The sequence below is a fragment of the Rhizomonospora bruguierae genome (assembly GCF_018397995.1).
Taxonomy (GTDB): domain Bacteria; phylum Actinomycetota; class Actinomycetes; order Mycobacteriales; family Micromonosporaceae; genus Rhizomonospora; species Rhizomonospora bruguierae.
This window is the reverse complement of sequence record NZ_BBQH01000034.1, coordinates 13640-36572: the sequence shown is the minus strand read 5'-3', so window position 1 is coordinate 36572 and position 22933 is coordinate 13640. Positions and strand designations below refer to the sequence as shown.

20 protein-coding genes are annotated in these 22933 nt (G+C 73.6%); 14 read left to right on the top strand and 6 right to left on the bottom strand.

Annotated features, from left to right (window positions below; all coding sequences use genetic code 11):
* Positions 1 to 8: 8 nt before the first annotated feature.
* Both KJS59_RS18635 and KJS59_RS18630 read right to left on the bottom strand, forming a co-directional pair.
* Entirely contained in the window at positions 9 to 305 is a 297-nt protein-coding gene (locus KJS59_RS18635) for a DUF202 domain-containing protein (protein WP_213454203.1), read from the bottom strand.
* The gene (locus KJS59_RS18630) at positions 302 to 682 is read right to left on the bottom strand and encodes a YidH family protein (protein ID WP_213454202.1); all 381 of its coding nucleotides are present in this window, start codon (positions 680 to 682) and stop codon (positions 302 to 304) included. The genes KJS59_RS18635 and KJS59_RS18630 overlap by 4 nt, the downstream gene beginning before the upstream one ends.
* Before the next feature lie 24 nt (positions 683 to 706).
* On the opposite strand from KJS59_RS18630, the gene KJS59_RS18625 reads away from it, so the two are divergent.
* From KJS59_RS18625 to gatB, 13 genes are all read left to right on the top strand, one after another.
* Positions 707 to 1534 carry a GNAT family N-acetyltransferase gene (locus KJS59_RS18625; RefSeq protein WP_213454201.1) on the top strand — a complete coding sequence of 276 codons (828 nt, stop codon included), beginning with the start codon at positions 707 to 709 and terminating at the stop codon, positions 1532 to 1534.
* 121 nt (positions 1535 to 1655) lie between these two features.
* Positions 1656 to 2435 (top strand): electron transfer flavoprotein subunit beta/FixA family protein, encoded by a 780-nt coding sequence (locus tag KJS59_RS18620; protein WP_213454200.1) that lies wholly within the window; start codon positions 1656 to 1658, stop codon positions 2433 to 2435.
* Between the two features lie 11 nt (positions 2436 to 2446).
* A complete protein-coding gene (locus tag KJS59_RS18615) occupies positions 2447 to 3427 on the top strand; it encodes an electron transfer flavoprotein subunit alpha/FixB family protein (RefSeq protein WP_213454199.1) in 981 nt (326 codons plus the stop codon).
* Between the two features lie 31 nt (positions 3428 to 3458).
* Complete coding sequence (locus KJS59_RS18610) at positions 3459 to 3836, top strand: hypothetical protein (protein ID WP_213454198.1); 378 nt, start codon at positions 3459 to 3461, stop codon at positions 3834 to 3836.
* Positions 3837 to 3847: 11 nt separating this feature from the next.
* A complete protein-coding gene (locus KJS59_RS18605; RefSeq protein ID WP_213454197.1) occupies positions 3848 to 5023 on the top strand; it encodes a cysteine desulfurase family protein in 1176 nt (391 codons plus the stop codon).
* Positions 5024 to 5039: 16 nt separating this feature from the next.
* On the top strand, positions 5040 to 6263 hold the full coding sequence (gene mnmA, locus KJS59_RS18600) for a tRNA 2-thiouridine(34) synthase MnmA (protein ID WP_213454239.1): 1224 nt from the start codon (positions 5040 to 5042) through the stop codon (positions 6261 to 6263).
* Positions 6260 to 7282, top strand: coding sequence for a uroporphyrinogen decarboxylase/cobalamine-independent methonine synthase family protein (locus KJS59_RS18595; protein ID WP_213454196.1), 1023 nt, complete (start codon positions 6260 to 6262; stop codon positions 7280 to 7282). Before mnmA ends, KJS59_RS18595 begins: the two co-directional genes overlap by 4 nt.
* Positions 7283 to 7577: 295 nt before the next feature.
* A complete protein-coding gene (gene ligA, locus KJS59_RS18590; protein ID WP_213454195.1) occupies positions 7578 to 9725 on the top strand; it encodes an NAD-dependent DNA ligase LigA in 2148 nt (715 codons plus the stop codon).
* Positions 9726 to 9839: 114 nt separating this feature from the next.
* On the top strand, positions 9840 to 11948 hold the full coding sequence (locus KJS59_RS18585) for a putative bifunctional diguanylate cyclase/phosphodiesterase (RefSeq protein ID WP_213454194.1): 2109 nt from the start codon (positions 9840 to 9842) through the stop codon (positions 11946 to 11948).
* Positions 11949 to 12019: 71 nt separating this feature from the next.
* On the top strand, positions 12020 to 12319 hold the full coding sequence (gene gatC / locus KJS59_RS18580) for an Asp-tRNA(Asn)/Glu-tRNA(Gln) amidotransferase subunit GatC (RefSeq protein ID WP_213454193.1): 300 nt from the start codon (positions 12020 to 12022) through the stop codon (positions 12317 to 12319).
* A gap of 3 nt (positions 12320 to 12322) precedes the next feature.
* On the top strand, positions 12323 to 13798 hold the full coding sequence (gene gatA, locus KJS59_RS18575) for an Asp-tRNA(Asn)/Glu-tRNA(Gln) amidotransferase subunit GatA (protein WP_213454192.1): 1476 nt from the start codon (positions 12323 to 12325) through the stop codon (positions 13796 to 13798).
* A gap of 27 nt (positions 13799 to 13825) precedes the next feature.
* Complete coding sequence (locus tag KJS59_RS18570; RefSeq protein WP_213454191.1) at positions 13826 to 15205, top strand: AAA family ATPase; 1380 nt, start codon at positions 13826 to 13828, stop codon at positions 15203 to 15205.
* Between the two features lie 686 nt (positions 15206 to 15891).
* The gene (gene gatB, locus KJS59_RS18565; protein ID WP_249714407.1) at positions 15892 to 17388 is read left to right on the top strand and encodes an Asp-tRNA(Asn)/Glu-tRNA(Gln) amidotransferase subunit GatB; all 1497 of its coding nucleotides are present in this window, start codon (positions 15892 to 15894) and stop codon (positions 17386 to 17388) included.
* Between the two features lie 7 nt (positions 17389 to 17395).
* On the opposite strand, the gene KJS59_RS18560 is transcribed toward gatB, so the two are convergent.
* The 3 genes from KJS59_RS18560 to KJS59_RS18550 all read right to left on the bottom strand — a co-directional run bounded on the left by KJS59_RS18560 (position 17396) and on the right by KJS59_RS18550 (position 21405).
* On the bottom strand, positions 17396 to 19060 hold the full coding sequence (locus KJS59_RS18560; RefSeq protein ID WP_213454189.1) for a metallophosphoesterase family protein: 1665 nt from the start codon (positions 19058 to 19060) through the stop codon (positions 17396 to 17398).
* A gap of 82 nt (positions 19061 to 19142) precedes the next feature.
* Positions 19143 to 20267, bottom strand: coding sequence for a PQQ-dependent sugar dehydrogenase (locus KJS59_RS18555; RefSeq protein ID WP_249714405.1), 1125 nt, complete (start codon positions 20265 to 20267; stop codon positions 19143 to 19145).
* A 1-nt stretch (position 20268) separates the two neighbouring features.
* A complete protein-coding gene (locus KJS59_RS18550) occupies positions 20269 to 21405 on the bottom strand; it encodes a PQQ-dependent sugar dehydrogenase (protein ID WP_213454238.1) in 1137 nt (378 codons plus the stop codon).
* Positions 21406 to 21494: 89 nt separating this feature from the next.
* Here KJS59_RS18550 and KJS59_RS18545 point away from each other — a divergent pair, with 89 nt between their 5' ends.
* Entirely contained in the window at positions 21495 to 22424 is a 930-nt protein-coding gene (locus KJS59_RS18545) for a 2-hydroxyacid dehydrogenase (protein WP_213454187.1), read from the top strand.
* Here the strand turns inward: KJS59_RS18545 and KJS59_RS18540 are convergent.
* On the bottom strand, positions 22395 to 22886 hold the full coding sequence (locus KJS59_RS18540; RefSeq protein WP_213454186.1) for a PH domain-containing protein: 492 nt from the start codon (positions 22884 to 22886) through the stop codon (positions 22395 to 22397). The genes KJS59_RS18545 and KJS59_RS18540 overlap by 30 nt on opposite strands.
* Positions 22887 to 22933 lie beyond the last annotated feature (47 nt).

Below are 22933 nucleotides of genomic sequence, written 5' to 3'. Positions count from 1 at the left end.
ACGGAGCGTCACAATAGGATGACAAGCGTGGCGCCGATCGCGCCGTACCCCACCACCAGCGCGGCGACCCGCAGCAGCGCGGCCCGGGACGGGGGCCGCTCGGCGGCCCGGGACCGCCGGTTCGCCAGCACCACCAGCGCGGACCAGCCGGCCAGCGTGGCGGCGGCGATCACCAGCCGGGCCGGGTCGGCGCCGCGGTACACGGCCAGCCGGACCGCCAGCAGCGCCACGACGCCGGCGGCGAGCACGGTGCGCCGCCACGCCAGTTGCGTGCGCTGCCAGGCCAGCCCGTCGGGGGCGCTCACCCGAGTACGCCCGCCAGGACCGCGACGGCGAGGGCCAGCGCGCCCGCCCCGACCACGATGGACAGCAACCCCGGGAAGCGGGAGGTGGGCAACTCCTCGCGGCGGCGCATGGCCAGTTCGGCGCGGGCCCAGTGATCGACCGCCCGCAGCGCGACCAGGGCGCCGAGCAGCAGCAGGGCGATCGCGAGCACGGTGCGCAGGCCGCCGTGCGGCGGCAGGAACTGGGCCACCGCCAGCCCGCCGCCGACCAGGGCCAGGCCGGTGCGGATCCAGGCCAGGAAGGTGCGCTCGTTGGCCAGCGAGAACCGGTAGTCCGGGCGCTCGCCGGCCTGGCGTAGGTCGACCGGGTCGAACCACCGCCTCACGAAGCCGATCATGTGGCCATTATTTAGGCTGGCCACATGACTGATCTGGACCCGGTGGCCCTGCGGGTCGCGTACGACACGAAAGTGCGCGCCCGCGAACCCGATCCGGTGCCGCCGGGGGCGACCACCGACCGCGACGGCCCCCTGCTGCGGATCAGCGGGCTGGACCGGGGCGGCTTCCTCACGTACCGGGATCTGGGTGGCCTGGACGGCCCGGACCTGGACGGGCTGATCCGGCGGCAGCGGGAGTTCTTCGCCGCCCGCGGCGAGGCGGTGGAGTGGAAGCTGCACGGCCACGACGAGCCGGCTGACCTGGGCGACCGGCTGCGCGCGGCCGGCTTCCTGCCGGAGCCGGAGGAGACCGTGGTGATCGGCCCGGCCGCCCCGCTGGCCGCGACCATGCCGGTCCTGCCGGAGGGCATCCGGTTGCGCGAGGTGACCCACCGCGTCGACCTGGAGCGGATCGCCCGGATGGAGGAGCGGGTCTGGGGCGACTCGCGCGGGTGGCTGGCCGATGGCCTGGAGCGCGAACTGGCCGCCGACCCGGACGGGCTGTCGGTCGTGGTGGCGGAGACCGGCGTGGGCGCTGGCGGTGCGGGCGGCGGTGAGGTGGTCAGCGCCGGCTGGGTGCGTTACGTGCCCGGTACCGGCTTCGCGACGCTGTGGGGCGGCTCGACCCTGCCGGCGTGGCGGCGTCAGGGCATCTACAAGGCCCTGGTGACCCACCGCGCCCGGCTGGCCGACGCGCGTGGTTTCGTCTACCTCCAGGTGGACGCGTCCGACGACAGCCGGCCGGTCCTCCAGCGCCTGGGGTTTGTGGCGGTCACCACGACGACGCCGTACGTGTTCGACCCGAACCGGTGACACCGGGTCGCTCCCGGCGCGGTGAGGGGCGTCACGCTGAGTGGCGGGACGGCAACAACCTACTAGCGAGTAACATTCCGAACACGGCCACACGCGAACAAGCAGGAGGGTCCCGAGCGCGATGAACATCGTCGTCCTCGTCAAGCAGGTGCCGGACTCCGGTGCGGAGCGGAACCTGCGTTCTGACGACAGCACGGTCGACCGGGGGTCGGCGAGCAATGTCATCAATGAGATGGATGAGTACGCCATCGAGGAGGCGCTGCGGATCCGGGAGGCGCACGGCGGCGAGGTGACCGTGCTGAGCATGGGCCCGGCCGGCGCCGCCGAGTCGATCCGCAAGGCGTTGTCGATGGGCCCGGACGGGGCGGTCCACGTGGTGGACGACGCCTTGCACGGCTCCTGCGCGGTGGCCACCTCGAAGGTGCTCGCCGCGGCGTTGCGCACGCTGAGCCCCGATCTGGTGCTCTGCGGCGCGGAGTCCACCGACGGGCGGGTTCAGGTGGTGCCGCACATGCTGGCCGAGCGCCTCGGCGTCGCGGCGCTGACCGGCGCGCGGAAGCTCACCGTCGACGGCGGCACGCTGACGGTCGAGCGGCAGACCGAGGAGGGGTACGAGGTGGTCACCGCGCCGGCTCCGGCGGTGGTGTCGGTGTGGGACACGATCAACGAGCCGCGGTACCCGTCGTTCAAGGGAATCATGGCGGCGAAGAAGAAGCCGCTGCGGACGCTGGCCCTGGCCGACCTGGGCATTCCGGCCGATGAGGTGGGGTTGGCGGGTGCGACCAGCGCGGTGGTGGAGCACAGCCAGCGGCCGCCGCGCTCCGGCGGACAGAAGATCACCGACGGGGGCGACGGCGGCGTGCGGCTGGTCGAGTTCCTCGCGGCCGAGAAGTTCGTATAAGGGGGTGTGGCATGGCTGAGGTTCTGGTCGTCGTCGAAACCACCGGGGCGGTGGGGGCCGCTGGTGGCTACGGGGTGAAGAAGGTCACGCTGGAGATGCTCACCCTCGCCCGCGAGCTGGGCGAGCCGGCCGCCGTCGTGTTCGGCGCCCCGGGTGGCGCGCAGGAACTGGGCGCGAAGCTGGGCGAGTACGGCGCGGTGAAGGTCTACGCGGCGGAAGGGGAGCAGATCACCGCTCACCTGGTCGCGCCGAAGGCGACCGTGCTGGCCGAGCTGATCCGCCGGGTCCAGCCCGCGGCGGTGCTGATCGGCTCCACGCAGGAGGGCAAGGAGATCGCCGGCCGGGTCGCGGTGAAGCTGGACAACGGCCTGCTGACCGACGTGGTCGCCCTGGCCGCGGACGGCACGGCGACGCAGGTGGCGTTCGCCGGCTCCACCATCGTCAAGTCCCGGGTCACGAGGGGCCTGCCGCTGGTGACGGTGCGTCCCAACTCGGTCACCCCGACCCCCGCCCCGGCGGCCGCGCCGGCGGTGGAGGCGGTGGCGGTCGCGCTGGGGGAGAACGACACCCTGGCCAGGGTCGTCGAGCGGGTCGCCGAGCAGAAGGGGACCCGGCCGGAGTTGACCGAGGCGAACGTCGTCGTGTCCGGTGGCCGGGGGGTCGGCAGCGCGGACAACTTCAAGCTCGTCGAGGAGATCGCCGACCTGCTCGGCGGCGCCGTCGGCGCGTCCCGGGCGGCGACCGACTCGGGGTTCTACCCGCACCAGTTCCAGGTCGGGCAGACCGGCAAGACGGTGTCCCCGCAGTTGTACGTGGCGTTGGGCATCTCCGGGGCGATCCAGCACCGGGCCGGCATGCAGACCTCGAAGACGATCGTCGCGGTCAACAAGGACCCCGAGGCGCCGATCTTCGAACTGGCCGACTTCGGCGTCGTCGGCGACCTGTTCAAGGTCGTCCCGCAGGCCGCCGAGGAGATCCGCAAACGCACGTGACGGCCGCGCGGCCCTGCTCTAGGGTCACGCGATGACCGTCGACATCCGCCCCGCCCGCCGCGAGGATCTGGACAGCCTGGTCCTCGCGGTGGGCGAGGGCGAGTACTTCGCCCACCGCCTCGCCCGTCCCGGGGTGGGCGCGGTTCTGATCGCGTTTGACGGGCCGACGCCGGTGGGCGCCGCCTGCCTGGTGGACGCCTTCGCCGATCCGGTACTCGCCGAGCCGGCTCACGGGCGTCCCGGTCCTGGACCAGATTCAGGTGGCCCCCGGCAGGTCCTGGCTGCGCGACGCGCTGGCGCTCGCCCATCCCGGTCACCCGTGGCAGGCCGTGCTGGCGCGGGTGACCGCTTCGCGTGTCGGGTGACGTTCGCCCCTGGCGGCACCGCTGCCAGCGGGTTCAAGGACTAGGCTGGACGGCGATGACCTATCTGGATCATGCGGCGACCACCCCGATGCTCGACGAGGCACTGGAGGCGTACGCCGCCACCGCCCGCGACGTCGGCAACGCGTCGTCGCTGCACGCCCCCGGCCGGTGTGCCCGCCGCCGGGTGGAGGAGTCCCGGGAGCGGATCGCTGCCGCGCTGGGCGCCCGCCCGTCCGAAGTGATCTTCACCACCGGGGGGACGGAGAGCGACAACCTCGCCGTCAAGGGCATCTTCTGGGCCCGCCGGGCGGCCGATCCGCGGCGCAACCGGGTGGTCGCCAGCGCCGTCGAGCACCACGCGGTGATGGACTCGGTGGCCTGGCTGGTCGCGCACGAGGGGGCCGAGGTCACCTGGCTCCCGGCTGACGACCGGGGCCGGCTCGATCCGGCCGCGCTGCGCGCCGAACTGGCGGCGCGCGGCGACGAGGTCGCCGTCATCAGCACCATGTGGGCCAACAACGAGGTGGGCACCGTCCAGCCGGTCGCCGACCTGGCCGCCGCGGCCGCCGCGGCGGGGGTGCCGGCGCACACGGACGCGGTGCAGGCCGTCGGCCAGGTGCCGGTGGACTTCGCCGCCAGCGGTCAGGCCGCGCTGACCGTCACCGGGCACAAGCTGGGCGGCCCGGTCGGCGTGGGCGCGCTGCTGCTCGGCCGGGACGTGCCGTGCACGCCGCTGCTGCACGGCGGCGGCCAGGAGCGGGACGTGCGCTCGGGCACCCTCGACGTGCCCGGCATCGTGGCGTTCGGCGTCGCGGTCGAGACCGCGGTCAAGCAGCAGCAGCACTTCGCCGCCACCGTCGGCGCGCTGCGCGACGACCTGGTCGAGCGGGTCAGCGCCGCGGTCCCCGACGCGGTCTTCAACGGGGACCGGGCGGAGCGCCTCCCCGGCAACGCCCACTTCTCCTTCCCCGGCTGCGAGGGCGACGCGCTGCTGCTCCTCCTGGACGCGCAGGGCATCGCCTGCTCCACCGGGTCGGCCTGCTCGGCCGGGGTGGCGCAGCCGTCGCACGTCCTGCTCGCGATGGGCGCCGACGACGACCGCGCCCGCTCGTCGCTGCGTTTCACGCTCGGCCACACCTCCACCCGCGCGGACGTGGACGCGCTGATCGCGGCGTTGCCCGGCGCCGTGGAGCGGGCCCGCCGGGCCGGCGCGGTCAAGCCGGCCAGATAGGCTTTGCGGCGTGGGCATGAGGGTGCTGGCCGCGATGTCCGGCGGCGTCGACTCGGCGGTCGCCGCGGCCCGGGCCGCCACGGCGGGGCATGACGTCACCGGCGTGCACCTGGCGCTCGCCCGCAACCCGCAGACGTACCGCACCGGCGCCCGGGGCTGCTGCACCATCGAGGACGCCCGGGACGCCCGCCGCGCCGCCGACGTGATCGGCATCCCGTTCTACGTGTGGGACATGGCGGACCGCTTCCACGCCGACGTGGTGGACGACTTCGTGGCCGAGTATGCCGCCGGCCGCACCCCGAACCCGTGCCTGCGCTGCAACGAGAAGATCAAGTTCGCGGCGGTCCTGGACCGGGCGCTGGCCCTCGGCTTCGACGCGGTGGTCACCGGCCACCACGCCCGCCTCGGCCCCGACGGCCTGCTGCGGCGCTCGGTCGACGCCGCGAAGGACCAGTCGTACGTGCTGGCCGTGCTGACCCGCGAGCAGCTCGCGCACGCCATGTTCCCGCTGGGCGACGCCACCAAGGCGCAGGTCCGCGCCGAGGCGGCCGCGCGCGGGCTGGCCGTGGCCGACAAGCCCGACTCGCACGACATCTGCTTCGTGGCCGACGGGGACACCCGCGGCTTCCTCGCCGGCCGCCTCGGCGCCGCCCCCGGCGACATCGTCGACGCCGCGACCGGGGAGACGCTCGGCCGCCACGAGGGCGCGTACGCGTACACGGTCGGCCAGCGGCGCGGCCTGCGCCTGGAGCGGCCGGCGCCGGACGGCCGCCCCCGGTACGTGCTGTCGATCACCCCGGTGACCAACACCGTCACGGTCGGCCCGGCCGAGGCGCTGGACGTCTCGGCGGTGTGCGCCGACCGCCCGGTGTGGACGGCGCCGGGGCTGGAGTTGCCGATGGAGTGCCAAGTCCAGGTGCGCGCCCACGGCGAGCCGCTGCCCGCCACGCTGGTCGCCACGCCCGAGGGGGTCCGCGCCGACCTGCACCGCCCGGCGCGCGGGGTGGCACCGGGGCAGGCGCTGGTCGCGTACCGCCCGGAGCGGGCCGGCGACGTGGTCCTCCTCTCCGCCACCATCACGTCCGCGTCCGTCGCCGCGGGGCCTGGCGTTTCCGCGGGGTCTGGCGTTTCCGGGGGCCCTGCTGTTTCCGGGGGCCCTGGCGTTTCTGCGGGGTCTGGCGGTTCCGCGGGGCCTGCGGTTTTCGCGGGGCCCGCTGTTTCCGGGGGCGGTGCCGGGTGAGCGCGGCGGAGGCCGGCGGCGCCTGGCCCTGGGCGCCCGGGTCGGCCACCGGCATCGGGTCGCTGCCCGGCACCGACATCACCGAAGCGCAGCGGATCGTCCTCGGCGAGCTGCCCGACCTGCCCCACCTGCCCGAGCTGCCGGCCCGCGGTCCCGGCGCCGAACTGGTCGGCCGCACCGCCGGCCTGCTGGTGGAGCTGCCGGTCGAGCTGTACGCCGCCCGCTGGCGCATCGCCGGCCGCCCCGGTCGCGACCTGCGCCGCACCCGGGACCTGTGGGAGCGGGATCTCGACCAGCTCACCGAGCAGGCCGGCGAGTACACCGGCCCGCTGAAGATCCAGGCCGGCGGCCCGTTCACCCTCGCCGCCACGGTCGACCTGCCGCTCGGCGGCGCCATTCTGCGGGACCACGGCGCCGTGCGCGACCTCGCCCAGTCCCTCGCGGACGGGCTGCGCGCCCACGTCGCCGACGTGCGGGCCCGCGTCCCCGGCACCACCGTGCTGCTCCAGCTCGACGAGCCGGCGCTGCCGGCGGTGCTGGCCGGCCGGGTGCCCACGGAGAGCGGCCTCGGCACGCTGCGCGCCGTCGACGCGTCCGTCGCCCGCGAGCGCCTGCGCACGGTCGTGGCCGCGGTCGGCGCCCCGGTGATCGTCCACTGCTGCGCGGCGGACGCCCCGCTCGCGCTGCTCCGCGAGGCCGGCGCCACCGCGGTCGCGCTGGACCTGGACCGGGTCGGTGACCTCGACGCGCTCGGTGAGGCCATCGACGCCGGCCTCGGGCTGCTGGCCGGTGCCGCGTCCACCACCCCGCCGTTCCCATCCCGCGCGCCGTCGTCCGCCCAGGTCGCCGAGCGGGTCCGCGAGATCTGGCGCAAGCTGGGCTTCCCGCCGGCCGCCGCGGCGGCGCAGGTGGTGGTGACCCCGGCGTGCGGCCTGGCCGGCGCGCCGGTGCCGTACGCGCGGGCCGTGCTCGCCGCGTGCCGGGACGCCGGGCGCCGGCTGGCGGAGGATGCCGGCTGAGCTCGGGTGCCACCCCCTGCCTGCTCCGCTTCCTGGAGGAAACACCACCCCTCACCGGTCGGCGCCCGTGACGGTCGCGAGTCGGAGATCTTGGTACCGATCTGGCCAGAAAAGCGGCGTGTCGTACCAAGATCTCGCCCCGGGGCTGCCCCTCGGGCGGCGGTGTCAGGGGTGGTGCTTCCCATCGGGAAGGGAGCAGTGCAAAGCGCCGTGCGACACAACGAGCGGGGGCGGCGGAGTGTCGGTGGGGGCCGATACCGTTTCCGCTGTGGTGCGGAAAGACGGAGGTCAGCCGGTGTCTGAGGACGGTATCGCGGAGCGGGTGTCGGCGGCGGAGCGGGCCGCCTCGGCGGCTGGCCTGCTGGCCGAGCCGCCGGTGGCGGAACGGGAGCGGCACGCGGCGCTGTGCGCGGAGGTCAGCGAGCACCAGTACCGGTACTACGTGCTGGATTCGCCCACCATTTCGGACGCGGAGTTCGACGCGATGCTGCGCGAGTTGGCGGCGCTGGAGGAGCACTACCCGTCGCTGCGCACGCCGGATTCGCCGACGCAGCGGGTGGGCGGCACGTTCTCCACCGAGTTCACGCCGGTGCGGCACGCCGAGCGGATGATGTCGCTGGACAACGTCTTCGACCTCGACGAGTTGGCGGCGTGGGTCGAGCGGACGGAGCGGGACGCGGGCGGGCCGGTGCCGTACCTGTGCGAGCTGAAGGTCGACGGGCTGGCCATCAACCTGACCTACGAGCAGGGGCGGCTGGTGCGCGCCGCGACCCGGGGGGACGGGCACACCGGCGAGGACGTGACCAACAACGTCCGCACGATCCGGCCGGTGCCGGACCGGCTGACCGGCGACGACGTGCCCGAGTTCATCGAGGTGCGCGGCGAGATCTACTTCCTGGTGGCGGCGTTCGCCGAGCTGAACGCGGGGCTGGTGGAGCAGGGCAAGGCGCCGTTCGCGAACCCGCGCAACGCGGCCGCCGGGAGCCTGCGGCAGAAGGACCCGCGGATCACGGCGTCCCGGGGCCTGCGCCTGGTGGTGCACGGCATCGGCGCGCGGCGGGGGTTCCAGCCGCGGTCGCAGAGCGAGGCGTACGCGGCGCTGGGGGCGTGGGGGCTGCCGACGAGCGACCGGTGGCAGCTCAAGGACGACCTGGCCGGGGTGCGCGAGTACATCGACCACTACGCGGAGCACCGGCACGACGTCGAGCACGAGATCGATGGCGTGGTGGTGAAGGTGGACCCGGTGGCGATCCAGGGGCGGCTGGGTTCGACGAGCCGGGCGCCGCGCTGGGCGATCGCGTTCAAGTACCCGCCGGAGGAGGTCACCACGAAGCTGCTGGACGTGCAGGTGAACGTGGGGCGGACCGGCCGGGTCACGCCGTTCGCGGTGCTGGAGCCGGTGCGGGTGGCGGGGTCGACGGTCGCGCTGGCGACGCTGCACAACCAGCGCGAGGTGGAGCGCAAGGGCGTGCTGATCGGCGACACCGTGGTGGTGCGCAAGGCGGGCGACGTGATCCCGGAGGTGCTGGGGCCGGTCATCGAGCGGCGGCCGGCGGACGCGCGGGCGTTCGAGATGCCGACGAGTTGCCCGGCGTGCGGCACGCCGCTGGCGCCGGCGAAGGAGAGCGACGTCGACATCCGCTGCCCGAACAACCGGTCCTGCCCGGCGCAGTTGCGGGAGCGGGTGTTCCACCTGGCGGGCCGGGGCGCGCTGGACATCGAGGTGCTGGGGTACAAGGGCGCGCAGGCGCTGCTGGAGTCCGGGATCATCGCGGACGAGGGCGACCTGTTCGACCTGACCGAAGACAAACTCCGTCGCTGCGACTTCTTCGTCAACAAGGACGGCTCGCTGGGCGGCAACGCGGTCAAGCTGCTGGAGAACCTCGGCGAGGCGAAGGCGCGGCCGCTGTGGCGGGTGCTGGTGGCGCTGTCGATCCGGCACGTGGGGCCGACGGCGGCGCGGGCGCTGGCGCGGGAGTTCGGCTCGGTGCAGGGGATCCGCGACGCCAGCGTGGCGGAGCTGGCGGCGGCCGAGGGGGTCGGCCCGACGATCGCCGAGAGCGTGCTGGAGTGGTTCTCGGTGGAGTGGCACCGCGAGGTGGTCCGCAAGTGGACCGAGGCCGGGGTGCGGATGGCCGAGGAGCGCCAGGAGACCGGGCCGAGGCCACTCGAAGGGGTGATTGTCGTGGTCACCGGCACGCTGAGCGGCTACTCGCGGGACCGGGCGAAGGAGGCGCTGGAGGCGCGCGGCGCGAAGGTCAGCGGCTCGGTGTCGAAGAAGACGTCGTTCGTGGTGGCCGGCGACAACCCCGGGTCGAAGTACGACAAAGCCGTGCAATTGAAGGTGCCGGTGCTGGACGACGCGGGCCTGGAGGTGCTGCTGACCCGGGGCGCCGAGGCGGCGCTTGAAGTGGCCCGGTCGGGGGATGAGGCCCAGGAGTGACCGCCGGTAATTCGGATATGTGGTCTATTTCAACTTAGTCGCGACTAGTGGCTACGAACGGCCCCAGGCGTTACCCCAAGTGGGTAGTTCCTCCTTCCGCGTACGGAGGTGCGCATGGAGAGCGCCGCTCTGCGGAGCTCCGTACCGCCGGACCGGGCCGTGCCGTTCTTCGGCTTCGTGGCGGCGGTGGCGGCGCTCGCCGTGGCCGCGGTCGCCGTCCCCCTCGCGGGGCTGCCGGCCCGCCTGCCCGAACTGCCGGTGGCGTGGTGGGTGATGGCGGGGCTGGCGGTCGCCGCCGGGGCCCGGCCGCTGGCGCCACAGGGGCGCGGGCTCGGTTCGCCGATCTACCCGTCCATCTGCTTCTCCTTCGCGATCATGTTGGGCTGGGGCCTGGGCCCGGCCGTGGCGGTGCAGGCGGTGGCGGTCGCGGTGGGCGCGCTGCGGCTGCGGCAGCCGGCGTGGCAGGTCGGACTGGCGGTCGCGCAGTACGAGCTGGCGCTGGCCGCGGCCGCGCTGGTGGTCGGCCTGGCGCGGCACGGCGAGCTGGCCTTCGGCGGGCAGCCGCGGTGGTCGGCGGTGACCGTGACGGTGGCCGCGGCGGGCGCCTGGTTCGCGGTCCGGTACGGGCTGGACGCCGCCGGCGCGCGGCTGCGGCTCGGTCCCGCGGCGGGTGCGGCCGACGCGCGGGCGCTGCTGTTCGAGGCGATCTGCGCCGGGGCGCTGCTGCTGCTCGGCCCGGTGCTGCTGGCCGCCGCGGCGGCGAGTTGGGCGCTGATCCCGCTGGTGCTGCTGCCGCTGTACGCGGTGCACCGGATGGTCCGGGCCTCCGTCGACCACGAGCAGCTCGCCCGGATGGACCCGCTGACCGGGCTGGCCAACCGTAAGGCGCTGCTGGCCGAGGTGGCGGACCAGGCGGCCGCGCACGCCACCCGGGCGGCGGACGGGGCGGCCGAGCGGCGGATGGCGCTGCTGCTGCTGGACCTGGACCAGTTCAAGCACGTCAACGACGCGCTGGGGCACGCGGTCGGCGACCGCCTGCTGGTCGAGGTGGGGCAGCGGCTGGTGCACACGGTCGGCGACGCGGCGGCGGTGGCCCGGCTGGGCGGGGACGAGTTCGCGGTGCTGGTGCCGGGGCTGGTCGACGCCGACGACGCCCGCGCGGCGGCCGGGCGGGTGGCGCTGGCGCTGGCCGAGCCGGTGTGGCTGGACGGGCTGCCGCTGGACGTGGGCGCCGCGATCGGCGTGGCGCTGTACCCGGAGCACGGCGACGACTTCGCCACCCTGATGCGCCACGCCGACGTGGCGATGTACGACGCGAAGAGCCGGGGCGCCACGGTCTCGGTGTACGCGCCGGAGAGCGACCACAACTCGCCGGAGCGGCTGAGCCTGCTCGCCGACCTGCGCCGGGCCCTGGAAACCCCGGGCAGCGACGAGATCACCATGTACTACCAGCCGCAGGTGGCACTGGAGACCGGCGAGGTGGTCGGGGTGGAGGCGCTGCTGCGCTGGCACCACCCGCGGCGCGGGCGGGTGAACCCGGAGGAGCTGATCCGGGCGGCCGAGCACACCGCGGTGATGCGCCTGCTCACCCACCGGGTGCTGGACGACGTGGTGGAGCAGATGGCCAAGTGGGCGGCGAGCGGGGTGCGGCTGCGCGCCTCGCTGAACGTGAGCGTCCGGGACCTGCACACCGGCGAGCTGGCCGACCGCGTCGCGGACCGGCTGGCGCGGTACGGGGTGCCGGCCGCGCTGCTCCAGTTGGAGATCACCGAGGGCGCGCTGATGGCGGACCCGCGCCGGGTGCTGGCGACGATCGCCCGGCTGGACCGGATCGGCGTCGGGATCGCCCTGGACGACTTCGGCACCGGGTACTCGTCGCTGCAACACCTGCGGCGGCTTCCGGTGACCGAGGTGAAGGTGGACCGTTCGTTCGTGCTGGGGATGGTCCAGGACGCGGACGACGCCGCGATCGTCACGTCCACGATCGAGCTGGCGCGGGCCCTGGGGCTGCGCGTCGTCGCCGAGGGCGTGGAGGACGAGGCGACCTGGCGGCGGCTGCGCGAGGCGCGCTGCCACGCGGCGCAGGGCTGGTTCTTCGGCCGCCCCATGCCGGGTGACGAGCTGATCGGCTGGCTGGCCCGCTACCGGCCGCCCGCGGTGTCGGGCGGCGGTGGGCGGCACAGGAAGCCACCCAGCATCTCGGGCGCGGCGGGCGGCAAATAGACTCGCGGGGTCACCGCGCGCGTGGGACGCCGCGCGCGCCACCGGTCGTCCACGGACAGGGAGAGTTACCCATGGCCGCCATCTCCCGCGAGGAGGTCGCGCACCTGGCGCGCCTGTCGCGGCTCGCCGTCACCGAGGCGGAGCTGGACACGTTCGCCGGCCAGCTGGACGTGATCCTCCAGGCGGTGGCCCGGGTCGGCGAGGTGACCGCGGGGGACATCCCGCCCACGTCGCACTCGGTCCCGCTGACCAACGTGCTGCGCGACGACGTGGCGGAGCCGTGCCTGCCCCGCGAGGAGGTCCTGGCCGGTGCGCCGGACGCCGCGGAGGACCGGTTCCGGGTACCGCGGATCCTGGACGAGGAGGCCTGAGCCATGACCGACCTGATCAGGCTGAGCGCCGCGGACCTGGCCGGGGCGATCGCCCGGGGCGAGGCGTCCGCGGTCGAGGCGACCCGCGCCCACCTGGACCGGATCGCCGAGGTGGACGGCCAGGTGGCGGCGTTCCTGCACGTGGACGAGGCCGGCGCGCTGGCCGCCGCGGAGCGGGTGGACCGCGCCCGCGCCGCCGGCGAGGAGCTGGGCCCGCTGGCGGGCGTCCCGGTCGCGGTGAAGGACGTGCTGACCACCCGGGGCGTGCCGACCACCGCCGGCTCGAAGATCCTGGAGGGCTGGCGCCCGCCGTACGACTCGACGATCGTGCAGCGGCTGCGGGCGGCCGGCACGGTGATCGTCGGCAAGACGAACATGGACGAGTTCGCGATGGGCTCGTCGACGGAGTACTCGGCCTACGGGCCGACCCGCAACCCGTGGGACCTGGGACGCATCCCGGGTGGCTCGGGCGGCGGCAGCGCGGCCGCCCTGGCCGCGTACGAGGCGCCGCTGGCGATCGGCTCGGACACCGGCGGCTCGATCCGCCAGCCGGGCGCGGTCACCGGCACGGTGGGGGCGAAGCCCACCTACGGCGGCACGTCCCGGTACGGGCTGATCGCGTTCTCGTCGTCGCTGGACACGCCGGGCCCGTGCGCCCGCACGGTGGTGGATGCGGCGCTGCTGCACGCCGTGATCGGCGGGCACGACCGGCGCGACTCCACGTCGATCCCGCAGCCGGTGCCGGAGGTGGTGGCCGCGGCCCGCCGGGGCGCCACGGGCGACCTGTCCGGCGTGCGGCTGGGCCTGGTGAGTCAGTTCTCCGGTGAGGGGGCGGAGCCGGGGGTGATGGCCGCCTTCGGCGAGGCGCTGGAGCGCCTGACCAAGCTGGGCGCCGAGGTGGTCGAGGTGTCCTGCCCGCACTTCGAGTACGCGCTGCCGGCGTACTACCTGATCGCGCCGAGCGAGTGCTCGTCGAACCTGGCCCGCTTCGACGGGGTGCGGTACGGCCTGCGGGTGGGCGACGACGGCCAGCGTTCGCTGGAGGAGGTCATGTCGCTGACCCGGGAGGCGGGCTTCGGCCCGGAGGTCAAGCGGCGCATCATCATCGGCACGTACGCGCTGTCGTCCGGCTACTACGACGCCTACTACGGGCAGGCGCAGAAGGTCCGCACGCTGATCACGCGGGACTTCACCGCCGCGTTCGAGCGGGTCGACGTGCTGGTGTCGCCGACCACGCCGTTCGTGGCGTTCCCGTTCGGCTCGCGCACCTCCGACCCGTACCAGATGTACCTCGCCGACCTGTTCACGATCCCGACGAACCTGTACGGGGGCCCGGCCATCTCGGTCCCGTGCGGCCTGTCGGACGGGCTGCCGGTCGGCTTCCAGATCATGGCGCCGACCATGGCCGACGACCGGATGTACCGGGTGGCCGCGGCGCTGGAGTCCGCCGTCGGCACGCTCACCCCGCCGGCGCTGTGATGGCGACTGGAGGGCAGGGGAGAGCTAATGCTGACGAGAATAGAGATAGATGGGTTTAAGACGTTTCGAGACTTCGCTCTGGACGTGCCCCCCTTTCTTGTCGTGCTCGGACGCAACGCGGCCGGTAAGTCCAACCTGTTCGACGCGCTGCAGTTTCTCCGTCTGCTGGCTGACGGGTCGCTGCTAGAAGCCGCTCAGCACGCGCGGGGCGAGGTTACGGAGCTATTTCATCGTTACAGCGACGGCGGCAGAGCGACGTGCATGACCTTCGCCGCGGAGGTCCTGCTTGATCGCAGTGTTACCGACGCCTTCGGTGATACGGCGCCTGTCGGCCATTCGCGGCTGAGATATGAAGTGTCGATCGAGTTGCGGGAGTCGCGCGGTCTGCGGCCGTACGTCGTCCGGGAGTCAGTCAGACCGATCAGGCGCAGCGAAGACACATGGATCGCCACATTCGCTCCGGGACTGGCTGTCTACAGTTCGCGCACATCCGATCTCCTTGAGACGGATACGAGCGATCCGGCGCGACCAAAGTTCGTGATCAGGCAACAGAAGGGTGCGCAGGGCCGTCCTCGGGAACTGCCCGCCAGCGAGGCGACCGCTACCGTTCTTTCGAGTCTCACCACGGCGAATGAGTTCCCTCTATTGTATGCCCTCAGAGCCGAGTTCCGGTCGTGGAAGCTGCTGCATCTGGACCCCACGGCGCTGCGCGCCGCCGACTCCTACGACGACCCCGATGTACTCGGCGCAAACGGCGCTCATCTGGCAAACGCTCTTCGACGGATAGCCCAGGAGACCGGCAGCGCTGACCGGCCGGACGGTGTCCTGAACGACCTGTCCGCAGACCTCGCGGCGGTCATTCCTGAAGTCGTTGGGGTCGGCCTCGACGAGGATGAGGCACGCCGCCAGCGCCAAGTTCAGGTCGTCGCGCGCGACGAGGCCCCGTTCTCGGCCCGCGTCGCGTCAGACGGCACGCTTAGGGCCATCGCGTTGCTTGCGGCTCTATATGACCCCAGAGGGCCCGGGTTGATCTGCTTTGAAGAGTCCGAGAACGGAATCTATCCCGAACGCCTGGCGCAATTCGTGCGGCATCTGCGTACACTCGTGGACCGTTCACTTGAGCGGCGGCTTACCGACGATCGGTCCTCTCTGAACCAGCTCATCCTCAGCAGCCATTCCCCGGCAATATTGCGTGCCCTCCGCTCGGCGGACGGCACCGGGCTGCGCAGAGATGTGGTCTTTGTGGACACGGCCGCCAAGGTGACGCCGGGCTCGCCGAAGAGCCGCGTTACGCGGGTGCGAGGTGTCTCCGCCATGGAGCAGACCGGCCCGGGCTTGGACGTCGGCGCGGTGGTCAGTCCGGCGGAGATAGCGGACTTCGAGGTCAGCGAGGCGCTGGGCGTCTGATGCGATACTTGACATCCGCCCTCATCTCGGAAGGCGCCACCGACGATCGGCTGTTGCCCAGGCTGCTGGGGCGCGCGCTCGACGACCTGTGCGCTACCGCGTTTCTGGATGCCATCGAGATTCCGGATGTCACGGTGGTTCGGCACAGGTCAGGGCCGCCTTCGCGGGATGAAATACTTCGGCTGGTGGACAGAAACCGCGGTAGTTTTTCCGTGGTGTTTGTGCATCGGGATCAGGGAGCTAATCGCGCCCGGTGCGAGCGAGAATGGGTCGAACCGCTCGTGGCGGGATGGGGGCCGCGACCGGAGAAACTGGTCATGGTCATTCCCGTCAGGGAGACCGAGTCCTGGGTTCTGGCTGACGGGGAGGCCCTTCGCCGGGCGCTCGGCGTGCGTTGGCGTGATCCGGAGCTGGGCGTACCTGTCCGCGCCTGCGACGTGGAACGAATTCACGATCCCAAGGTTCCACTCGCGAAGATTGGAACGCGTATCGGGCGGCCCGTTGAAAACTACTTCGAACGCTTGGCCGAGTTGATATCGCTCGAGAGGCTGCGGTCTGTGCCGTCCTTCCTTGAATGGCAGGACTCCACGGCTGATGCTCCCGTTCACATAGCTACCGGCGGCGTCAATGAGATTGATGTTTTGTGGGCGGGTAGCCGTCAAGCGCCCAAACAGTCAGGAGCGACGATGACCATCACGCTGCCTCCGTACGAGGACGTGACCGCCCGGTTCGAGCCGGTGATCGGCCTGGAGACGCACGTCGAACTGGGTACCCGGACGAAGATGTTCTGCGGCTGCCCGACCGGGTTCGGCGCCGAGCCGAACACCCAGGTCTGCCCGGTGTGCCTGGGGCTGCCCGGCTCGCTGCCGGTGGCCAACGCCGCCGCGATCGAGGCGACGATCCGGATCGGGCTCGCCCTGAACTGCACGATCGCGTCCTGGTGCCGGTTCGCCCGGAAGAACTACTTCTACCCGGACATGCCGAAGAATTTCCAGACCAGCCAGTACGACGAGCCGCTGTGCACGGACGGCTACCTGGACGTCGAGGTGGACGGGCGCCCGGTGCGGATCGACATCGAGCGGGTGCACCTGGAGGAGGACACCGGCAAGACGCTGCACGTGGGTGGCGCGACCGGCCGGATCCACGGCGCCACCGAGTCGCTTGTGGACTACAACCGGGCCGGCATCCCGCTGGTGGAGATCGTGACGAGGCCGATCCCGGGTACCGGCGCGGACGCGCCCGCGGTGGCCCGCGCGTACGTGACCGAACTGCGGGACGTGATCCGGGTGCTCGGCGTCTCGGACGTACGGATGGAGCAGGGCTCGCTGCGCTGCGACGTGAACACGTCGCTGAACCGGCCGGGCGACCAGTGGGGCACCCGCACCGAGACCAAGAACGTCAACTCGCTGCGGTCGGTGGAGCGGGCGGTCCGGGCGGAGATGCTGCGCCAGGCCGCGGTGCTGGACGCCGGCGAGCGGATCGTGCAGGAGACCCGCCACTTTCACGAGGAGACCGGGGACACCCGGCCGGGGCGGTCCAAGGAGACGGCCACGGACTACCGGTACTTCCCGGAGCCGGACCTGGTGCCGCTGGCGCCGGACCCGGAGTGGGTGGCCCGGCTGAAGACCGAACTGCCGGAGTTGCCGCGGGTGCACCGCGCCCGGCTCCAGCAGGCGTGGGGGCTGTCCGACCTGGACATGCAGGCGGTGCTCAACGCCGGCGCGGTCGAGCTGATCGAGCGTACGGTGGCGGCGGGTTCGTCGCCGGAGGGCGCCCGCAAGTGGTGGCTGGGCGAGCTGGCCCGGCGCGCGAACGAGGCCGGGGTCGACCTGTCGACGGTCGGCGCCACGCCGGCGGACGTGGCCGAGTTGCAGTCGCTGGTCGACGCCGGGCGGCTCAACGACAAGCTCGCCCGGACGGTGCTCGAGGGCGTCCTGGCCGGCGAGGGCACGCCGTCCGAGGTGATGGCGGCGCGCGGCCTGGAGGTCGTGTCGGACACCGGCGCGCTGGGCGCGGCCGTGGACGAGGCGATCGCCGCCAACCCGGACGTGGCCGCCAAGATCCGCGAGGGCAAGGTGGCGGCGGCGGGGGTGCTGGTCGGGGCGGTCATGAAGACCACCCGCGGGCAGGCGGACGCGAAGGCGGTCCGCGAGCTGATCCTGTCGCGGCTGGGCGTCCAGTAGCGTCCCGCTAGCGGGTCGGGGTCGGCGGCGGGGACTGCGCGGGCGGCGGCGCCTGTGTCGCTGTCCCCGCCGGCTGGGGCTCGCCGACCAGGTGGCGCTTCAGCTCGACCTGGGACTGGCCGGTCCCGCCGACGGTGATGTCGTCGTACGCCTGTAGGGCGTGCAGGCGGTCGAAGTACAGCACCGACATCGCCAGCGGGGTGGGCTGCTCGCCCTCCAGCCCGCGCAGCCCCGCCCCGCCGGTGGAGCCCTCCACGAGCAGCCGGGTCGGCTTCGTTCCCGGTAGGCTGCCGGGCGGCGGGTCGAGTTCGCTGACCGTGCGGTTGTGCAGGTGCCCGGCGAGTACCAGCGGGCAGACGCCGGCCAGTGCCCCCGCCGACGCCGGGTCGTGCACCAGGGCGATGTCCACCTGGCGGCCGGAGGCGTGGATCGTGTCGGCGAGTTGCCGACCCGAGTTCAGGACGCTGTCGATGGTGCCGGGAAGGCTGCCGGAGCCGGGCGGCGACTCCTGCTTGTCCGGGGTGAACCGGGGGTCGCCGATGCCCGCGATGGTGAGTCCCGCGACGGTGCGGATCGAGTTGTCCAGGACGATCGCGTTGCGCTGCCGGGCCACCGCCCGCTCGGTCAGGTACGAGTCGTGGTTGCCGCGGATGTACACGTACGGCACCCGGAGCAGCGCGATCGTGTCGACGAACGACGCCTCCGGTTCGCTGCCCCAGTCGTTGATGTCACCCGTGTCGATCACCACGTCGATGTCGAACTGCTCCACCACGGTCCGGATTAGCGACCACGCGGTCGGGTTCAGGTGCAGGTCCGAGACGTGCAGCACCCGGGTGGTTTCGGAGTTGGGCTGGTACACCGGCAGCGTCGAGACCGTGGTGTAGAGGCGGCTGACGTTGCCGACGATCGACTGCAACTGCGCCGCGTACTGGTCGTACCGGTCGGCGATGCGGCGCGCGTCGCCGACCACGGCGGGGGCGTTGACCAGCAGGCCCGTGTACCGCGGCTCCTCGATGGCGCCGACCCGGAACGTGCCCGCGGCGATGCCCAGGCTCGCCGCCGTGGTGGCCAGCGCGACCGTGCCCGACCAGGCCACCAGCCGCACCCGCCGGAAGATCAGTGCGGCGAGCAGGAGCCCGGTCAGCACGGCCACGGCCAGCGTGCGCAGGCTGAGGCGGATCACCCCGTTCGTCACGTCGGAGACGGCGGTCTGGCTGGCCCGGGTGATCGCGTTCGGGTCGGTGATCAGTTCCTCGGTCCGGCGCTGGTCGAGGGAGTCGAGGGTGATGCTCAAGTGGGCGGGGCCGGCGTGGGTGGCCAGGTGCAGGGCGCCGAGCGGCGGGATGTTGACCTGGCTGCCGCCGGAGGCGGACGGGGAGAGCCGCATCTCGGCGTGGAACGGCCCCACGTCGACGCCGGTCCGGCCGAAGAGCAGGATGCCGAGGACCGCGCCGCCGACCCCGACCGCGAGGACGGCGAGGACGGTGGCGGCGCGCCACAGCACCGGGTGCCGCCGTGCCCGCCCGGGGTGGGCGATCGCGCTCGCCACGCGCCCCGCCACCCGGCCGGCTCTACCGGCCGCGCGCCGTGCCACCGCGGCCGCGCGGGCGGCGGTGGGTCGGCGTCGGGGGTTGGGGGTCGGGTCGGTGGGGGTCTGGTCCGATTCGGCCATGGTTAATCATGACCTTTCCTGGTTGCGGGTTGGCGAAACCACGGCGGCACTGATCGGGGCATGCACCGGGCGTTGGGCGAAATCAACCGACGTCGGTGACCCGGATAATCCGGTCGTCCGCGGCGCTCGGGCTGCCCCGGCCGTCCCGGTTCGAGGTGGTGACCCACAGCGCGCCGTCCGGGGCGACCACCGCGGCGCGGAGCCGGCCGTAGTCGCCGTGCAGCAGGGCGCGGGGTTGGCCGGCGAGCCCGCCGCCGGGCTTGAGGTCCATCGCCCAGAGCCGCTCGCCCCGCAGGCACGCCGCGACCAGCACGTCGCCGACGACCGCCGCGCCGGAGCAGGACGCCTCGCCGGTGTGCCACTGCGCCACCGGGTCCATGTACCGGGGGTTGCCGGCGCGCCCCTCGACCGCGGGCCAGCCGTAGTTCCCACCCCGCTCGATCAGGTTGATCTCGTCCCAGGTGTTCTGGCCGAACTCGGTCGCGTACAGGTGGCCGGCCCGGTCCCAGGCGAGGCCCTGCACGTTGCGGTGCCCGTACGACCAGACCAGCGTGCCGAACGGGTTGCCCGGCGCGGGCCTGCCGTCCGGGGTCATCCGCAGGATCTTGCCGCCGAGGTTGCCCGGCTCCTGCGCGCGGGCCCGGTCGGCGGCGTCGCCGGTGCTCGCGTACAGGTACCCGTCCGGGCCGAACGCCAGCCGCCCGCCGTTGTGGTTGGCCGCGGCCGGGATGCCGGTGACGATCGGCTGCGGTTCGCCGCCCAGGGTCAGCCGGGCGATGCGGTTGTCGTCGCCGGTCGTGTAGTAGATGAAGATCGTTTTGTCGGTGGCGTAGCCGGGTGAGACGGCCAGCCCCATCAGCCCGCCCTCGCCCCGGTGCACCGATGGGCGGATCCGCCGCACCTCGCTGACCCGCGCCTGCCCGCCGCCGGCCGGCGCCTCGACCCGCAGGATGCGCCCGCTGTCCCGCTCGGTGACCAGCGCCGCCCCGTCCGGCAGGAAGGCGACCTCCCACGGCACCTCCAGCCCGGTGGCGATCACGCTCGGCGGGCCGGGTGCGGGGCGGGCGGCGCTCGTCGCGGGTGCCGGCGCGGTGGTGGTCGGCCCGGTGACGGGCAGGGTGGTCGGTGTGGGGCCGGGCCGTCCGGTGCCGCACGCGGCGGTGCCGAGCAGCGCGAGGGCGACCCCGGACGCGGCGAGTCGGCGCACGTCAGCTCTTTCCGGCGCCGCCACCGCCGGGCAGCACGATCCGCAGGATGCGGTCGTCGTCCGGGCCCGGCTTGCCGTTCTGGTCCCGGTTCGAGGTGGTGACCCACAGCGAGCCGTCCGGCGCCGCGACGGCGGTGCGCAGCCGCCCGTAGTCGCCGGTCAGCACCGGCTGCGGCGCCCCGAACAGGGCGCCCCGGCCGGTCAGCGACATCAGGTACAGCCGCTCGCCGCGCAGGCACGCCGCGACCAGCGTCTGCGCGACCACCGCCGCGCCGGCGCAGGACGCCTCCTTCGGGGCCCAGACCACCATCGGGTCGGTGAACTTCGGGTCGTCGCCCTTGCCCTCCACGGTCGGCCAGCCGTAGTTCTTCCCCGGCTCGATCCGGTTGATCTCGTCCCAGGTGTCCTGGCCGAACTCGGTCGCGTACATCCGCTTGCCCTCGTCCCACGCGATGCCCTGCACGTTGCGGTGCCCGTAGGACCAGATCAACGAGCGCGGGAACGGGTTCCCCGGCGCGGGCTTGCCGTCCGGGGTCATCCGCAGGATCTTGCCGGCCAGGCTGCGCTTGTCCTGCGCCAGTTCGCGCCGGGACGCGTCGCCCGTGGTCGCGTACAGGTACCCGTCCGGGCCGAAGGCGAGCCGGCCGCCGTTGTGGATGCCGGCGAGCGGGATACCGGTGACGATCGGCTTCGGGGCGCCGCCCAGGGTCAGCTTGGCGATCCGGTTGTCCCGCGCCGTGGAGTAGTAGACGAAGACGGTCTTGTCGGTGGCGTAGTCGGGCGAGACGGCGATCCCGAGCAGGCCGCCCTCGCCGCGGCTGTCCGCCTCCGCGATGGTCTGCACCTCGGCGACCTTCAGCCCGTCCACCCCGCCGCCGGGGCCGACCTGGAGGATCCGGCCGGTGTCGCGCTCGGTCACCAGGGCGCCGCCGTCCGGCAGGAACGCCACCCCCCACGGAACCTTCAGCCGCTTGGCGAGGACCGTGGTGATCGCGGCGGCGGCCTCGTTGACCCCGCTCGGCGTGGCGGTCGGGGTGGGGAACGTGGGCGGCTGGCCGGCCCGGTCCGCGCTGGGCGGCCCGAAGCTGCACGACGCGGTCGCCGCGAGCGTCGCGGCCAGCGCGGCGGCCAGGGCCATGCGGTACGGGAAGCTCACCGGCCCAGGGTAGCCGCTGTCGCCGGTGGCGCCGTCCCCGCCGGAATGCCGCCCGGCTAGTGTCGGACGGCGTGGAGATGTGGATCCCGCACGAGCAGGGCCTGGCCATGATCGGAACGCCGCCGGACGGTGTCGTCCTGCGGGTCTTCCCCAGTGGCGATGCCACCCCGCCGGGTGACCCGGGCGAGGTGGGGTTCTGGGTGCCGCCGTTCCTGGCCCAGGCGGACTCCGTCGGGCTGGCCGCCAAGATGCCGGCGCTGCGGGTGGTCCAGTTGCTCAGCGCCGGCGCGGACGCGTGGGTCGGGCGGCTGGCCGGCGAGGTGACGCTGTGCGACGCGCGCGGGGTGCACGACGCGCCGACCGCCGAGTGGGTGGTGGGCGCCGTCCTGGGCGTGCTGCGCCAGTTCCCGGCGTTCGCCCGCGCGCAGGCGCAGCGACGCTGGTCGAACCGGGAGTACGCGCCCACCGACGAGCTGGCCGGCAAGCGGGTGCTGATCATCGGTGCGGGCTCGATCGGGGCGGCGATCGCCGCGCGGCTGCGGCCGTTCGAGGTCGAGCTGACCCTGGTGGCCCGGCGGCCCCGCCCCGCGGAGGGGGTGCACGGCGTGGCCGAGCTGCCGGCCCTGCTGCCGCAGGCGGACGTGGCGGTCCTCGTGGTCCCGCACACGGATGCCACGCGGGGCATGGTGGACGCGGAGTTCCTGGCCCGGCTGCCGGACGGCGCGCTGCTGGTCAACGCGGCCCGGGGGCCGGTCGCGGACACCGCCGCGCTCACCGCCGAACTGGCCACCGGGCGGATCGCCGCCGCCCTGGACGTGACCGATCCGGAGCCGCTGCCCGCCGACCATCCGCTGTGGGCGATGCCGAACGTGTTCATCACCCCGCACACGGGCGGCGCGGTGCACGGGCTGCTGCCCCGCGCCTACCGGCTGGTCGTCGACCAGCTACGCCGCTACCTGGCCGGCGAGCCGCTAGTCAACCGGGTGGTCGACGGCTACTGAGGGCGTTTGCGCCGGGGGTGTGTGTGCGGGGGGCGTTTGTGCGGGGGGCGGCTGCTCGGGGGACGGCGGCGCGGGTGGCGGTGTGCCACCGGCGACGGCGATGATCGCCGGGAGGTGCGCGGGCCGCACCGCGCTCAGCCACACGGAACGGTGCCCGTGCAGGACCGCCACGACGCGGCGCCGGCGCTCCACCGCGAGTTCCTCCACCTCGGTCCACGGCACGAACCGCTCGCCGAGCAGCGCCCGGACCCGCAGGCCGGTCGCGTCCGCGACGGTGCCCGAGCGCAGCACCCACACCACCACGGCCAGCGGGACCAGCAGCACCGGCGCCGTGTACCAGGCGGTGCTGATCAGCGGTAGCCCCCCGAGCGCCGCGACCAGGGCCGCGACGGCCAGCGCGCCGTGCGGGCGGAAGCGCAGCCCGTGCGTCGGCGTGCGGGGGGACGGGTCGGGGGCGCTCATCCGGCCATCCTGCCACCCGTCGCATTGTGATCTTTGTTCGACCGCCG

Excerpts from the sequence above, each read along its gene's own strand:
- KJS59_RS18630 (WP_213454202.1), bottom strand. The coding sequence starts at position 682 with ATGATCGGCTTCGTGAGGCGGTGGTTCGACCCGGTCGACCTACGCCAG.
- KJS59_RS18625 (WP_213454201.1), top strand. The coding sequence starts at position 707 with ATGACTGATCTGGACCCGGTGGCCCTGCGGGTCGCGTACGACACGAAA.
- KJS59_RS18620 (WP_213454200.1), top strand. The coding sequence starts at position 1,656 with ATGAACATCGTCGTCCTCGTCAAGCAGGTGCCGGACTCCGGTGCGGAG.
- KJS59_RS18615 (WP_213454199.1), top strand. The coding sequence starts at position 2,447 with ATGGCTGAGGTTCTGGTCGTCGTCGAAACCACCGGGGCGGTGGGGGCC.
- KJS59_RS18610 (WP_213454198.1), top strand. The coding sequence starts at position 3,459 with ATGACCGTCGACATCCGCCCCGCCCGCCGCGAGGATCTGGACAGCCTG.
- KJS59_RS18605 (WP_213454197.1), top strand. The coding sequence starts at position 3,848 with ATGACCTATCTGGATCATGCGGCGACCACCCCGATGCTCGACGAGGCA.
- mnmA (WP_213454239.1), top strand. The coding sequence starts at position 5,040 with ATGAGGGTGCTGGCCGCGATGTCCGGCGGCGTCGACTCGGCGGTCGCC.
- KJS59_RS18585 (WP_213454194.1), top strand. The coding sequence starts at position 9,840 with ATGGAGAGCGCCGCTCTGCGGAGCTCCGTACCGCCGGACCGGGCCGTG.
- gatC (WP_213454193.1), top strand. The coding sequence starts at position 12,020 with ATGGCCGCCATCTCCCGCGAGGAGGTCGCGCACCTGGCGCGCCTGTCG.
- gatA (WP_213454192.1), top strand. The coding sequence starts at position 12,323 with ATGACCGACCTGATCAGGCTGAGCGCCGCGGACCTGGCCGGGGCGATC.
- KJS59_RS18570 (WP_213454191.1), top strand. The coding sequence starts at position 13,826 with ATGCTGACGAGAATAGAGATAGATGGGTTTAAGACGTTTCGAGACTTC.
- gatB (WP_249714407.1), top strand. The coding sequence starts at position 15,892 with ATGACCATCACGCTGCCTCCGTACGAGGACGTGACCGCCCGGTTCGAG.
- KJS59_RS18560 (WP_213454189.1), bottom strand. The coding sequence starts at position 19,060 with ATGGCCGAATCGGACCAGACCCCCACCGACCCGACCCCCAACCCCCGA.
- KJS59_RS18550 (WP_213454238.1), bottom strand. The coding sequence starts at position 21,405 with ATGGCCCTGGCCGCCGCGCTGGCCGCGACGCTCGCGGCGACCGCGTCG.
- KJS59_RS18540 (WP_213454186.1), bottom strand. The coding sequence starts at position 22,886 with ATGAGCGCCCCCGACCCGTCCCCCCGCACGCCGACGCACGGGCTGCGC.